Origin of the sequence: Mycobacterium paraense (assembly GCF_002101815.1) — a bacterium.
Taxonomy (GTDB): domain Bacteria; phylum Actinomycetota; class Actinomycetes; order Mycobacteriales; family Mycobacteriaceae; genus Mycobacterium; species Mycobacterium paraense.
In genome coordinates this window covers 108,541-121,457 of record NZ_LQPM01000007.1, presented here as the reverse complement: position 1 = coordinate 121,457, position 12,917 = coordinate 108,541, and the positions used below count along the sequence as shown (strand labels likewise).

At 70.0% G+C, this 12,917-nt stretch carries 12 protein-coding genes; 8 read left to right on the top strand and 4 right to left on the bottom strand.

Annotated features, from left to right (window positions below; translation table 11 throughout):
- The first annotated feature begins 2 nt into the window (after nt 1-2).
- From AWB89_RS05550 to AWB89_RS05525, 6 genes are all read left to right on the top strand, one after another.
- Nucleotides 3-1,145, top strand: coding sequence for a spirocyclase AveC family protein (locus tag AWB89_RS05550; RefSeq protein ID WP_085172135.1), 1,143 nt, complete (start codon nt 3-5; stop codon nt 1,143-1,145).
- The gene (locus AWB89_RS05545; protein ID WP_085172134.1) at nt 1,138-2,109 is read left to right on the top strand and encodes an SDR family NAD(P)-dependent oxidoreductase; all 972 of its coding nucleotides are present in this window, start codon (nt 1,138-1,140) and stop codon (nt 2,107-2,109) included. The genes AWB89_RS05550 and AWB89_RS05545 overlap by 8 nt, the downstream gene beginning before the upstream one ends.
- A 9-nt stretch (nt 2,110-2,118) precedes the next feature.
- Nucleotides 2,119-3,336 carry a cytochrome P450 gene (locus tag AWB89_RS05540; RefSeq protein WP_085099652.1) on the top strand — a complete coding sequence of 406 codons (1,218 nt, stop codon included), beginning with the start codon at nt 2,119-2,121 and terminating at the stop codon, nt 3,334-3,336.
- Nucleotides 3,337-3,426: 90 nt separating this feature from the next.
- Nucleotides 3,427-4,911: an aldehyde dehydrogenase family protein gene (locus tag AWB89_RS05535; protein WP_085099654.1), complete on the top strand. Its 1,485-nt coding sequence runs from the start codon at nt 3,427-3,429 to the stop codon at nt 4,909-4,911.
- A 135-nt stretch (nt 4,912-5,046) separates the two neighbouring features.
- Entirely contained in the window at nt 5,047-6,192 is a 1,146-nt protein-coding gene (locus tag AWB89_RS05530; protein ID WP_085099657.1) for a thiolase family protein, read from the top strand.
- A 53-nt stretch (nt 6,193-6,245) separates the two neighbouring features.
- Nucleotides 6,246-6,992 carry an enoyl-CoA hydratase-related protein gene (locus tag AWB89_RS05525; RefSeq protein WP_085172389.1) on the top strand — a complete coding sequence of 249 codons (747 nt, stop codon included), beginning with the start codon at nt 6,246-6,248 and terminating at the stop codon, nt 6,990-6,992.
- 18 nt (nt 6,993-7,010) lie between these two features.
- Here AWB89_RS05525 and AWB89_RS05520 read toward each other — a convergent pair whose 3' ends face one another.
- The 3 genes from AWB89_RS05520 to AWB89_RS05510 are packed head-to-tail and all read right to left on the bottom strand — an operon-like array spanning nt 7,011 to nt 9,627.
- On the bottom strand, nt 7,011-8,024 hold the full coding sequence (locus tag AWB89_RS05520; protein ID WP_085172133.1) for an NAD(P)/FAD-dependent oxidoreductase: 1,014 nt from the start codon (nt 8,022-8,024) through the stop codon (nt 7,011-7,013).
- Complete coding sequence (locus AWB89_RS05515) at nt 8,021-8,524, bottom strand: isoprenylcysteine carboxyl methyltransferase family protein (protein ID WP_085172132.1); 504 nt, start codon at nt 8,522-8,524, stop codon at nt 8,021-8,023. Before AWB89_RS05515 ends, AWB89_RS05520 begins: the two co-directional genes overlap by 4 nt.
- Nucleotides 8,525-8,538: 14 nt before the next feature.
- Nucleotides 8,539-9,627: a type III polyketide synthase gene (locus tag AWB89_RS05510; RefSeq protein WP_085172131.1), complete on the bottom strand. Its 1,089-nt coding sequence runs from the start codon at nt 9,625-9,627 to the stop codon at nt 8,539-8,541.
- A 56-nt stretch (nt 9,628-9,683) separates the two neighbouring features.
- Between AWB89_RS05510 and AWB89_RS05505 the strand changes: the two genes are divergently transcribed.
- Together AWB89_RS05505 and AWB89_RS05500 are read left to right on the top strand one after the other, a co-directional pair.
- Nucleotides 9,684-10,829, top strand: a complete 1,146-nt coding sequence (locus AWB89_RS05505; RefSeq protein ID WP_085172130.1) for an NAD(P)H-binding protein — start codon at nt 9,684-9,686, stop codon at nt 10,827-10,829.
- The gene (locus AWB89_RS05500; RefSeq protein ID WP_085172129.1) at nt 10,826-11,548 is read left to right on the top strand and encodes a CPBP family intramembrane glutamic endopeptidase; all 723 of its coding nucleotides are present in this window, start codon (nt 10,826-10,828) and stop codon (nt 11,546-11,548) included. Before AWB89_RS05505 ends, AWB89_RS05500 begins: the two co-directional genes overlap by 4 nt.
- On the opposite strand, the gene AWB89_RS05495 is transcribed toward AWB89_RS05500, so the two are convergent.
- Nucleotides 11,511-12,878 carry a DUF2867 domain-containing protein gene (locus tag AWB89_RS05495; protein ID WP_085172128.1) on the bottom strand — a complete coding sequence of 456 codons (1,368 nt, stop codon included), beginning with the start codon at nt 12,876-12,878 and terminating at the stop codon, nt 11,511-11,513. The two genes, AWB89_RS05500 and AWB89_RS05495, sit on opposite strands and share 38 nt — an antisense overlap.
- Nucleotides 12,879-12,917 lie beyond the last annotated feature (39 nt).

Genomic DNA, 12,917 nt, shown 5'->3' with positions numbered 1-12,917 from the left:
TCGTGTCCACCGAACAGTCCACACCGCCTGTCGCAGAGGAGAAGCCGGCGGCCCCGCAGCGTCGCGAGAGGCGCGGCTGGGGCGGCTGGGTCGCCGGCGCAGCCCTGGCGGCGTTCGCGCTCTTCTTCATCGCGAACTGCCGCGTCGCGCTCGACCCGCGCGTCGCCAACCCGAACGTGCAGGGGCGGCCGCGCCCGGTCAGGTTCATCTTCGGCCTGGACTACATCGCGTTCCTGCAGATCTCCACCGTGATCATGCTGGTGGTGCTGGTGGTCGTGTTCATCAGGGGGTGGCGCCGCAACCCGGGCAGCCCGGTGATGCTGATGTTCCTGTGCACCACGCTGATCGTGTGGCAGGACCCGATCATGAACTGGTCGCCGTTCGCCGTCTACAACCCCGACCTGATCCACTGGCCGGAGTCGTGGCCGCTGGTGTCGCTGTCGCCGACCGTCGAACCGTTCGTCGTATTCGGTTACGTCACCTTCTATTTCGGGCCGTACTTCCCGGCGATCTGGATCCTGCGCAAACTGCAGGCGCGCAGAGGCCCCGAGGCCATCGTGTCGCGGCACCCCTTGGTCAGCCTGGGCCTGCTGACCTGTGCCATCGGCTTCGTCTTCGACGCGTGGCTGGAGATCCAGCTGGTCCACATGGGCATGTACATCTATTCCCAGGTGATTCCGTGGGGTTCGGTGTTCACCGGCACCACCTTCCAGTTCCCGCTGATCTGGGAGTCGTTCTCGGTGACCTTCGTGATGGTGCCCGCGGCGATCCTCTGTTATCGCGACGACACCGGAAAGTCGGTGGCGGAGAAGCTCGCCGCGAAAGCCAGGATCTTCCCGAGCCGCCCGGTGCTCGGCACGTTCCTGGTGATGTTCGCCATCATCAACGTGTCCTACTTCGCCTACGGGGCGTGGTTCGCGGTCATCAAGGCCACCAAAGCGGCGACCTCGGTGGCCTGCCCGTGGCCCTATCCGGAAGCCAAAGTCTATGACCCGCAGGGTTTTTACGAGAAGGCCGGCGGCCCGGGCCCGTACTCGGTCGGCATCTGGTCGACCTGGATGAGCGGCCAGCCGAACGGGCGGCCGCACGTCGACCCGCCGCCGCCGGGGGTGGGTCCCTGCGCCACCGCGAGCACGAATGGCTGAACCGCGCACGGTCGTCGTCACCGGTGCCTCCCGCGGACTGGGGTTCGCGTCGACCGTGCGTCTGTACCGTGCGGGCTGGCGGGTGGTCGCGGCGATGCGCACGCCCGACCGGGGCATGGCGCTGCTGCGCGAGGAGACGGGAGCCGGTGCGGACGACGACCGGCTGATCGGCGTGCAGCTCGACCTGACGGACGGCGCGTCGATCGCCGCGGCGGCCAAGGCAATTGAGGAGGCCGTGGGCGCGCCCTACGCGCTCGTGCACAACGCGGGCATCTCCGCCGCCGGTGTGGTGGAGGAGACCGACATGGCGCTTTGGCAGCGCATGCTCGCCACCAGCGTGCTGGGCCCCGTCGCGCTCACCCAGGCCCTGCTGCCGTCCATGCGGGCGGCGGGCGAGGGCCGAATCGTGTTGGTGTCCAGCGCGGCCGGCGTGCGCGGGCAGCCGGCCACCGCGCCGTACTCGGCGGCCAAGGGGGCGCTGGAGCGGTGGGGCGAATCGATGGCGTGCGAGATCGCGCCCTTCGGCCTCGGTGTCACCGTCTTGGTGGCCGGCATGTACGACACCGAGATCATCACCGACGCGGGCACCACCGACAATCGCGATTTCGGCGGCCCCTACGCCCGGATCCACACCACCATGAACACCCGCGGGCGGTTCGCGATGAAGCTGGCCCGGCCGCCCGAGCGGTTCACCGACGGCCTGCTCAAGGCGCTGGACGACCGGGGCCCGTTCCGTCGCCGCCCGGTCGGCCCGGACGCGTCGATGTTGTTGGCCGCCAACCGGATTGTTCCGGCGTCGGGGATGCACCAGGTGTCGCGGATCGTGCTCGGCATTCCGCGACAGGGCTCGATGCGGGGCGGGGCGTGGCCGTTGACGACCGCCCAGAAAGCGATGGTGCTCGCCGCGCGCATTCTTCCGCAGGCGGTGCTGCAGCGCCTGGCCGCACGACGTCAAGGATCTTAAGGAGCACCGATGGAACAGCTTTTCGACGACCTCGAGGATTTCGGCGCCTTCGATGACGCGATCAGCGGTGACGTGCGTGACCCGTACACCGAGCTGGCGCGGCTGCGCCGCGAGGAGCCGGTGCAGCGACTCGAGACGTCCGGAGCGCTGCCGCACGAGGAATCGCTGCCGATGTTCATCGTGTATCGCCACGAGGATGTCCAGCAGATGTTGCGCGACAACGAGACGTTCTCCTCGTCGGCCGTCATCGCGGCCTTCGGCCCGGTGCTGGGCGAAGGCGTGATGCTCGGCATGGACGAACCGATCCACGGCCGGCTGCGCTCGTTGGTGTCAAAGGCCTTCTCGCAGAAGTCATTGGCGCGCTGGCAGGACGAGCTGGTCGGCCGCGTGGCGAATGGCCTGATCGACAACTTCGCCCCGAATGGCAAGGCGGATCTGGTGAAGGAGTTCACCTTCGACTATCCGAGCCAGGTCATCGCGGGCCTGTTGGGCCTGCCGGAGAAGGACTACCCACAGTTTCAGCGGTGGTCGATCTCGCTGCTGAGTTGGCTGATGAACCCGGAGCGCGGGCTTGCGGCCTCGGCCGCCCTGTGCGACTACTTCGCCCCGATACTCGAGGCCCGTCGGGCCGAACCGAAGGACGATCTGATCAGCGCGCTGGGTGCGGCCGAGATCGACGGGCAAAAACTCGCGGACGAGGAGATCTTCTCGTTCCTGCGCCTGCTGCTGCCCGCCGGCGTCGAGACGACCTACCGCGCGCTGGGCAGCCTGCTGTTGGCGCTGTTGTCGGATCCGGCGCAGCTGGACGCCGTCCGCGCCGACCGCTCGCTGCTGCCGCAGGCCATCGAGGAGGGGGTGCGGTGGGAACCGCCGCTGCTGACCATCACCCGGGTGGCGACGCGCGACACCGAGCTCGGCGGGGTGGCGATCCCGGCCGGCGCGACGGTGATGCCGATGCTGGGTGCGGCGAACCGGCAGGAGGACCGCTACCCCGACCCGGACACCTTCAACATCCACCGGCAGCAGCGGCCGAACCTCGCGTGGGGCCACGGCGTGCACGTCTGCCTCGGCATGCATTTGGCGCGGCTGGAGATGCGCACCGCGGTCAACCTGCTGCTCGACCGGCTGCCGAACCTGCGGCTCGACCCCGATGGGGACGACCCGCACATCCGCGGGCAGGTCTTCCGCTCGCCGACCTCGGTGCCGGTGCTGTTCGACCCCCAATAACCAGCCTCGCAGCGTTTGCACCTTGCCAATCGGCTAGTTTCCGGTAAGGCTCTCCGTAGCCCCTCAACGACTCAGAAGAGAGTGACAAACATGACCGAGGCTGTAAAGGTCCGCTTCGAGCCCAAGATGATGATCGACGGCAAGCTCGTCGAGGGTCAGGCCGGCACCTTCACCAACATCAACCCCGCGACCGAGGAGCCGCTCGGCGAGGTTGCGGACGCCTCGAAGGAGGACATGCACCGGGCCATCGACGCCGCCCGCCGCGCCTTCGACGAGTCCGACTGGTCGACCAACCGCGAGCTGCGCAAGCGCTGCCTGTTGCAGCTGCACGAGGCCATCGAATCCGAGAAAGAGGAGCTGCGCGAGGAGCTCATCCTCGAGGTCGGCTCGCCCCGGGCGATCACCTTCGGCCCGCAGCTGGACGCCCCCCTGGAAGACGGCCTGAAGTACCCCGCCCGGCTGATCGACGAGTACCCCTGGGAAACCGACCTCGGTGACAAGGTGATCAGCCTGACCGGGACGCTGACCAGCCGCAAGGTCTGGCGGGAACCGGTGGGCGTCGTCGGGGCGATCGTGCCGTGGAACTTCCCGTTCGAGGTCACCCTCAACAAGCTGGGCCAGGCGCTGGGCACCGGCAACACCGTGGTCCTCAAGCCGGCGCCCAACACGCCGTTCAACGCGACGCGCCTCGGCCGACTGATCGCCGAAAAGACCGACATCCCCGCGGGCGTCGTCAACGTCGTCACCGCGTCGGATCACTTTGTCGGCGAGGAACTTACGCTGTCGCCGAAGGTCGACCTCATCTCGTTCACCGGCTCCACCACGGTCGGCCAGCGGATCATGGAAAAGGGCGCGGCGACCATGAAGCGGCTGTTCCTCGAACTCGGCGGCAAGTCGGCGACCATCGTGCTCGAGGACGCCGATTTCGGGATGGCCTGCGCGATCGGCATCGCGCCGTGCATGCACGCCGGGCAGGGCTGCGCCAACCCGACCCGGATGCTGCTGCCGCGGTCCCGCTACGACGAGGGCGTGGCGATCCTCAAGAGCATCTACGAGAACGTCACGTGCGGAGACCCGCAGGATCCCGGAACCCTGTGCGGCCCGGTCATCTCGGAGGTGCAGCGCAACCGCGTGATGGGCTACATCCGCAAGGGCGTCGAAGAGGGCGCCACCGCGCTGGTCGGCGGTCCCGACGCCCCCACCGGCTTCGACAAGGGATTCTTTGTCAGGCCAACGCTTTTCACCGACGTGGACAACTCCATGACGATCGCCCAGGAGGAGATCTTCGGCCCGGTGCTGGTCGTCATCCCGTTCGACGACGAGGAGGACGCCATCCGGATCGCCAACGACAGCAAGTACGGGCTGGCCGGCAACGTGATGTCGGGCTCGCTGGAGCACTCGCTGGCGGTGGCCCGCCGGATCCGGGCCGGCTTCATGGGCGTCAACGGCGGCGCGCCGTACGGCGCCGACACCCCGTTCGGCGGTTACAAGTACAGCGGGGTCGGTCGGCAGAACGGCGTCGCCGGCTTCGACCAGTACACCGAGATCAAGTCGGTGGGCTACCCGGCCGGCTAGCTTCGCCTCGGGCCCGTGAGTGAGTCGCGGTCCGCGCGGTGGCCTCCCGTCGTGACGGTGGCACCCCGGCCTTCGCCCGTCCAACCCCTTGGTTGACAATCGACGCAAGACCCACACGTCAAAGGAGACACCACCATGGCTGAAGCCGTCATCGTCGAGGCCGTCCGCTCACCGCTCGGGAAGCGCAACGGCGGGCTGGCCGGGGTGCACCCGGCCGACCTGTCCGCGCAGGTCCTCAACGGGCTGGTCGACAAGGCCGGTATCGACCCGGGAATCGTCGACGACGTCATCTGGGGCTGTGTCATGCAGGCCGGTGAGCAGGCCCTCGACATCGGCCGCACCGCGCTGCTGGCCGCCGGCTGGCCCGAGACCGTGCCCGGCGTGACCGTCGACCGCCAGTGCGGGTCGAGCCAGCAGTCCATTCACTTCGCCGCCGCGGGTGTGGTCGCCGGCCACTACGACGTCGTCGTCGCCGGCGGTGTCGAGTCGATGTCGCGCACCCCCATGGGCTCGTCGCTGGCCAACGGCGGAAACCCGTACCCGCAGGCCTTCAAGGACCGCTACCACAAGACGCCCAACCAGGGCCTCGGCGCGGAGATGATCGCCGAGCAGTGGGGCCTCGACCGCTCCGCGCTCGACGAGTTCTCGCTGGGATCCCACGAAAAGGCCGCGGCGGCACAGGATTCGGGCGCATTCGACGACCAGATCGTCGGCGTGAAGGATCAGGACGGCAACGTCGTGCTCAAGGACGAGGGCATCCGCCGGGGCACCACGATGGAGAAGATGGCGTCACTGAAGCCGGCGTTCAAGGAGGACGGCGTCATCCACGCCGGCAACTCCTCGCAGATCACCGACGGCTCGGCCGCACTGCTGTTCATGTCGGCCGAGAAGGCCAAGGAACTGGGCCTCACGCCGATCGCCAAGGTGCACACCGCGGTACTGGCCGGCGCCGACCCGGTGATCATGCTGACCGCGCCCATCCCGGCGACGCAGAAGGCGCTCAAAAAGTCCGGCCTCTCGATCGGCGACATCGGGGCCTACGAGGTCAACGAGGCGTTCGCGCCGGTTCCCCTGGCGTGGCTGAAAGACATTGGGGCCGACGAGAAGAGGCTCAACCCCAACGGCGGCGCCATCGCGCTGGGCCACCCGCTGGGCGGCTCGGGCGCGCGGTTGATGACCACGCTGCTGTACCACATGCGCGACAAGGGCATCCGCTACGGCCTGCAGACGATGTGCGAGGGCGGCGGCCAGGCCAACGCCACCATCGTCGAACTCCTGTGAGCCACGGGGACGACGGCCAGCCCGGAGCCCTCGTCGAGCTTCGCGGCAACGTGATGGTGATTACCATCAACCGGCCGGAGGCCCGCAACGCGGTCAACGCCGCCGTCAGCATCGCCGTCGGGGACGCGCTGGAGCAGGCGCAGCACGACCCGGCGGTGCGGGCGGTGGTCATCACCGGCGCGGGCGACAAGTCGTTTTGCGCCGGCGCCGACCTCAAGGCGATCTCGCGCCGGGAGAACCTGTATCACCCGGATCACGGCGAGTGGGGCTTCGCCGGCTACGTGCATCACTTCATCGACAAGCCGACGATCGCGGCGGTCAACGGCACCGCGCTGGGCGGTGGCACCGAGCTCGCGCTGGCCAGCGATTTGGTGGTGGCCGACGAGCGGGCCAAGTTCGGCCTGCCGGAGGTCAAACGCGGGCTGATCGCCGCCGCGGGCGGTGTCTTCCGGATCATGGACCACCTGCCCCGCAAGGTCGCGATGGAGCTGCTGGTGACCGGCGAGCCGATCACCGCGTCCGATGCCCTCAAATGGGGCCTGATCAACCAGGTCGTCAGCGAGGGTGAGGTGCTCGACGCCGCGCTGGCCCTGGCCGCCCGGGTCACGGTCAACGCGCCGCTGTCGGTGCAGGCCAGCAAGCGGATCGCGTACGGGGTCGACGACGGCGTCATCGTGGGCGACGAGCCCGGCTGGGAGCGCACCGTGCACGAAATGCGTTCCCTGATCCGCTCCGAGGACGCCAAGGAAGGGCCGCTGGCGTTCGCCGAGAAGCGGGAACCGGTCTGGCGGGCGCGCTAGCGGCGCGCGGTCGGCGCGCTAGTGCGCCAGGATGTTCACCGCCCGGCCGAACACGGCGGGCAGCGTCGCGGCCGCCGGCACGATCGCGCGGCGCGCCAGCGCCGGCGCGCTGGCCAGCACCACCGCCCGGGTGAGCAGCCGGTAATTGCGGGTGACCCGGTGCCACGCGGCCTCGTATGACGACGGCGCGTCGCTGGCGATGGCGTCGACCGCCGCGGCCGCCTGCTTGACCGCGAGGCTGATGCCCTCGCCGGTCAGCGCGTCCTCGTAGCCGGCGGCGTCGCCGACCAGCAGCACGCGGCCCGCCACGCGGCGGGACACGACCTGACGCAGTGGGCCGCAGCCGCGGGCGTGCCCGCGCTCGGCGCCTTCCAGGTGTTCGGCCAGCCACGGGAACCAGGCCAGGTCGGGTCGCCCGCCGGACAGGATCGCCACGCCGACCAGGTCGGGCTCCACGGGCGTCACGTACGCCTCGCCCCAGCGCGACCAGTGCACCTCGACGAACTCCGACCAGACCGGCACCTTGAAGTGCCACCGCACGCCGTGGCGGCGCGGCGTGCCGGCCGTCGACTTGACGCCGACCGCGCGCCGCACCGCCGAGTGCAGCCCGTCGGCGCCCACCAACCATTTCGCGCGCACGCCGGCGGCCGTCACGCCGTGCGCGTCCTGCTCGACGCTGGTCACCCGCGCCCGAATCCATTCGGTGTCTTGCTCTTTGGCGCGCGCCTCCAGCGCCGCGTGCAACGTGGTGCGCCGCACGCCGCGGCCCGGCCCGCCGCGAAACAGCGCCTCGGCCCGGCGCTGCTCGCTCACGTACGCGATGCCCCGAAAGGGCATGCCGGCGGGGTCCACCCCGAGCGACGTCAGCTCGGCCAGGCCGCCGGGCATCAGCCCCTCACCGCACGCCTTGTCGATGGGGCCCTCACGCGGTTCGGCGACGATCACCGAAAGCCCAAGCCGCCGAGCGTGTAACGCCGTCGCCAGGCCCCCGGGGCCACCGCCGACGATCAGCAGGTCGGTGTCGTAAGTCATGACGTGTAGCCCAGGGCCGAGTTCTCCACTCGCAGGCGCACGCCGAGCAGCATCGCGTTGGCCAGCGTGAAGATGGCCGCGGTCAGCCACGCCGTGTGCACCAGCGGCAGCGCGAAGCCCTCGGCCACCACCGCGACATAGTTGGGGTGGTGCAGCCACCGGTAGGGGCCCTGGCGCACCAACGGCGCGCTCGGCAGCACGATCACCCGGGTGTTCCACCGGTGCCCCAGTGTCGTGATGCACCACCAGCGCAGCACCTGGCTCAGCGCCGCGATGGCCAGCATCGGCCAGCCCAGCCACGGGATGAACGGCCGGTGCAGCGCCCACGGCTCGATGAGGCAGCCGAGCAGCAGCGCGGTGTGCAGGAAGACCATCACCGGATAATGCGACTGGCCAAATTCCTTGGCGCCCTGCGCGAAAGACCATTGCGCGTTGCGCTTGGACACCACCAGCTCGGCCACGCGTTCGATGGCGACCGCGAGGATCAACAGGTAATACATAGCTCTATCCGGCCCTACCAGCTCAGCAGGACGAATTCGGCGGAGAAGCCCGGTCCCATCGCGATCATCAGCCCGATCGAACCCGGCGACGGTGGGTCGGCCATGGTGGCGTGCAGTATATCAAGTACCGAAACCGACGAGAGGTTTCCGTTGTTGCGCAACGAGTTTCTGGTGACCTCGAGCGCATCCGGCGGAAGCTCCAACGCGTCCTCGACCGCGTCGATCACCTTCGGGCCCGCGGCGTGCAACAGCCACGTGGACACGTCCGTGATAGTCAGTCCGTGGTCGGCCAGGAACGCGCGGATGTCGTCGCCCACAAATTTCTCGACGAGCGTCGAGATCTCGGCGGACAGGACGATCCCGAACCCGTTGCTGCCGATGTTCCAGCCCAGCACGTCCTCGGTGTCGGGGTAGGTCCGGCTGCGGGTGGCCAGCACCTTGGGCCCGGCCGCTTCCCGGTCCGCCCCGGTCGCGATGACGACGCCGGCGCCGTCGCCAAATAGGCTGGAAGCCACCAGGTTTGGGATCGAATTGTCCTGCCGCTGAACGGTCAGCGAGCACAGCTCGACCGCCAGCAGCGCCGCCACCTCGTTGGGGAACGCGCGCAGGTAGTCGTGCACGCGCGCCATGCCCGCGGCGCCGGCCACGCAACCCAGGCCGAACAACGGGATGCGTTTGACGTCCGGGCGCAGCCCGATCCGCGTCGCCAGCCGCGCCTCCAGCGACGGCACGGACAACCCGGTGACCGTCGTCGAGAAGACGGCGTCGACCTCCGACGGCTCGACGTTGGCCTGGTCGAGCGCGTCGAGCATCGCCTGCTCGGCCAGGTCGAGGGCGATTTCGATGTAGGCGTCGTTCGCCTCGGTGAAGCCGCTCAGCTTGCTGTACCGCGAGAGCGGCAGCGCGATGTTCCTGAACTCCACCCCGGTGCTGAGCGCAAAACGCCGGAACTCCGGACCGGCGAAGTCGGTCAGCGCCCCGATGGTTTCGTCCTGCGTATAGCGGTTGGGTGGGAATGTAACGGCCACGCCCGCGACGGACGGGTCCGCTGTCTGTTTGTTGATGCGCACGCGCGTAGAAGCGCCCCCGGTGATCTCCTCCATGTGGGGGTCACGGTGCGGCCGCCGCATCGGTTCAAAAGTCTGGCTAGTGTCGGGGTATGCGGATTCTGGTCACCGGCGCCACCGGCTATGTCGGGTCGCGCCTGGTCACTGCGCTGCTGGGGGATGGGCATCAGGTCGTGACCGCCACCCGAAACCCGGAGCGCCTCAAGCGTTTAGGCTGGTTCGACGACGTCACACCTGTCACCCTCGACGCGTCCGATCCGGCGTCGGTGCGGGCGGGCCTGGCCGCCGCGGGCCCGATCGACGTGCTGTATTACCTCGTGCACGCCATCGGCCAGCCCGGCTTTCGCGACGCGGACAAGGCCGCGGCCCACAACCTCGCGGTGGCGGCACGGGACGCCGGGGTGGGCCGCATCGTCTACCTGGGCGGCTTCGTGCCCGCCGACGAGGCGCTGTCCGAACACCTGACCAGCCGGGCTGAGGTCGCCGAGGCCCTGACCGTCGAGGACGGGCCCGAGCTGGTGTGGTTGGGCGCGGCGATCATCATCGGCGCGGGGTCGACGTCGTTCGAGATGATGCGGTACGTGGGGGACCGGTTCCCGCTCATCCCGATCCCAAGCTGGATGGACAACCCGATCGACCCGATCTCCATCCGCGACGTGCTGCACTACCTCGTCGCCGCGGCGGACCGCGAACGGGTGCCGGCGGGGGCGTACGACATTTCCGGCCCGACCACCACCAGCTACCGGGGCCTGCTCAAGACGTACGCGCGCGTCTCGGGCAGGTGGCATGCCCCGGTGCCGGTCGGCAGGATCGACACCGCCCTGGCGTCGCTGGTCACCGGCGTCGCGCTGCCGGTGCCCCCGGGCCTGGCCGCGGACCTGGTCGAGTCGCTCGACCATCCGATGGTGGCGTCGGCCAGCGGGCTGCGCGAGCGCGTTCCCGACCCGGCCGGGGGGCTCCTCGGCGTCGAGGAGGCGATCGCCCTGGCGTTGGCCGGGTCGAGGCGCCGGCCCCGGCCCGTGAACGCGCTGACCGATCCGCACGACCTGGCCGACAGCGATCCCTCCTGGGCCGGCGGCGACGCCCTGCGGATCCGCCGCCTCGCACGCGCGATCACCCCACGCGTCGCCCGGCCCACACTGAGGCTGGTCAACACCGTGCCCGGCCCGCTCGCCGGGGCGCTGCGCACCTGGCTGGACATCCTGTCCGCGCTGAACGCGAAGGTGCGTCCGGCATGAGCCAGTCGACCGCGCCGTACCGCACCAGCGTCGCGTCCGAATTGCGCCGCGCGATCACCAATGTCGCTGTGCCACATAACGAACCGCCCGGCGTGGTGCGCCGCCGCCGCGTCGTCGTCGCCATCACGCTGGTGATCGGCGCCGCGGTGCTCGGGTTCTCGCTGCGCCGCCACCCGGGCGAGTCCAGCTTCTACTGGTGGACCCTGCTGCTGGCGGCGGTGTGGATCGCCGGCGGGTTCCTGTCGGGCCCGCTGCACCTGGGGGGCATCTGCTGGCGGGGCCGCAACCAACGGCCGGTGATCACCGGGACCACCGTCGGGCTGCTGCTCGGCGGGGCGTTCCTGGTGGGCGGGCTGATCGCCCGGGAGATACCGCCCGTGGCCGCCCTGATCACCCGGGTGCTGCTGTTCGCCCACCACGGGTACCTGCCGTTCATCGTGGCGATCACCCTGATCAACGGCATCGCCGAGGAGATCTTTTTTCGCGGCGCGCTCTACACCGCGCTGGGCCGGCACCGCCCGGTGGCGATCTCGACGCTGCTGTACATCTGCGCCACCCTGGCCAGCGGCAACCCGATGCTGGGGTTCGCCGCGGTGATCCTCGGGACGGTGTGCGCGCTGGAACGCCGCGCCAGCGGCGGGGTGCTGGCGCCGGTGCTGACCCACTTCGTGTGGGGCCTGATCATGGTGCTCGCACTGCCCCCGTTGTTCGGCGTCTGACGCCCCGCGCGGCGTCGCGCGCCAGGGCGCGCAGCGCGGCGGTGAGCAAGGGCCGCAACGCAACCCAGTACAGCCGCCCGGGAAGGCCGCACGGCACGAAGGTCGCCCGCTGCGTGTATCGGGCGCCCCCGGCGGCGCGCGGCGCGACGCCGATCTCGAGCCACCCCTGGCCCACCGAGCCCGGCGCGGAGCGCAGTCGCAGCGCGCTGCCGGGGGCGCGCTCCTCGACGACCCAGCCCCTGAACAGGCGGCTTCGGGCGACCCCGGCCTCGGCCGCCCGCCACACGTCGGCGGGTTCCGCGGTGGTTTCGGCGGTCCGCACATCGGAGTGGATGATCTCGCCGGCCCAGCGCGGGTCGCTGGGCAGCGGCTCGGCCGGGTCCGAGCCCAGGGAGTCCCAGGTGGCCTTGGTCAGGCCGCGCGTCGCGCGGTCGAGCGCGAGTTCGACGGCGCGGCGGTAGCCCGTCAGGCCGCCGGCGGGCGGCTCGACAATGCCGTCGATGTCCGAATTGCGCATCACCGCATCGCATTCCAGCGATTCGATCAGCGGGCGCGCCAGCCCGGGCGGGATCGGCGTGACGGCCCCGATCCAGAGGCTGGCGATCGTCGGGGTCAGGAATGGCAGCACGATCAGATAGCGCCGCCCCAGCCCGGCGACGTCGGCGTAGACGCGCATCATGTCGCCGTACTCGAGCACGTCGGGCCCGCCGATGTCCCACGTCCGCGATCCCGGCACCGGCGCGGTCGCCGCGGCGACCAGGTAATGCAGCACGTCGCGCACCGCGATCGGCTGAATTTTGTTGTGCACCCACTTCGGCGTGGTCATCACCGGCAACCGGTCGGTGAGGTGGCGGATCAGCTCGAACGACGCGGAACCCGACCCGACGACCACCCCGGCCTGCAACACCACCGTCTCGATGCCGGAGCCGATGAGGGCCTCGCCGACGGCCGCGCGCGATTCCAGGTGCTCGGACAGCTTGGCGCCCTCGGGATGCAGCCCGCTCAGATACACCACCCGCCGCACCCCGGTGCTGCGCGCGGCGGTCACCACGTTGCGCACGGCGCGGTCTTCCTCGGTGGCGAAATCCTTGGCGGCACCCATCGAGTGCACCAGGTAGTAGACGACGTCAATCCCGTCGAACGCGGCGGTCAGCGACTCGACGTCGGCGAGGTCGCCGCGCGCCACCTGCGCCCGCTCGCGCCACGGCACGTCGGCCAGCTTGTCCGGGTTCCGCGCCAGGGCGCGCACCTCGTGGCCCTCGTCGAGCAGTCGGGGCGCCAGCCGGGCACCGATGTAGCCGGTCGCCCCGGTGACCAGGCAGCGCACCATCGACCCTCCATTCCTCGCAGGGTTATTCGGAACCAACGC

Excerpts from the sequence above, each read along its gene's own strand:
- AWB89_RS05545 (WP_085172134.1), top strand. The coding sequence starts at position 1,138 with ATGGCTGAACCGCGCACGGTCGTCGTCACCGGTGCCTCCCGCGGACTG.
- AWB89_RS05505 (WP_085172130.1), top strand. The coding sequence starts at position 9,684 with ATGCGGATTCTGGTCACCGGCGCCACCGGCTATGTCGGGTCGCGCCTG.
- AWB89_RS05510 (WP_085172131.1), bottom strand. The coding sequence starts at position 9,627 with ATGGAGGAGATCACCGGGGGCGCTTCTACGCGCGTGCGCATCAACAAA.
- AWB89_RS05530 (WP_085099657.1), top strand. The coding sequence starts at position 5,047 with ATGGCTGAAGCCGTCATCGTCGAGGCCGTCCGCTCACCGCTCGGGAAG.
- AWB89_RS05535 (WP_085099654.1), top strand. The coding sequence starts at position 3,427 with ATGACCGAGGCTGTAAAGGTCCGCTTCGAGCCCAAGATGATGATCGAC.
- AWB89_RS05540 (WP_085099652.1), top strand. The coding sequence starts at position 2,119 with ATGGAACAGCTTTTCGACGACCTCGAGGATTTCGGCGCCTTCGATGAC.
- AWB89_RS05515 (WP_085172132.1), bottom strand. The coding sequence starts at position 8,524 with ATGTATTACCTGTTGATCCTCGCGGTCGCCATCGAACGCGTGGCCGAG.
- AWB89_RS05525 (WP_085172389.1), top strand. The coding sequence starts at position 6,246 with ATGGTGATTACCATCAACCGGCCGGAGGCCCGCAACGCGGTCAACGCC.
- AWB89_RS05500 (WP_085172129.1), top strand. The coding sequence starts at position 10,826 with ATGAGCCAGTCGACCGCGCCGTACCGCACCAGCGTCGCGTCCGAATTG.
- AWB89_RS05495 (WP_085172128.1), bottom strand. The coding sequence starts at position 12,878 with ATGGTGCGCTGCCTGGTCACCGGGGCGACCGGCTACATCGGTGCCCGG.
- AWB89_RS05520 (WP_085172133.1), bottom strand. The coding sequence starts at position 8,024 with ATGACTTACGACACCGACCTGCTGATCGTCGGCGGTGGCCCCGGGGGC.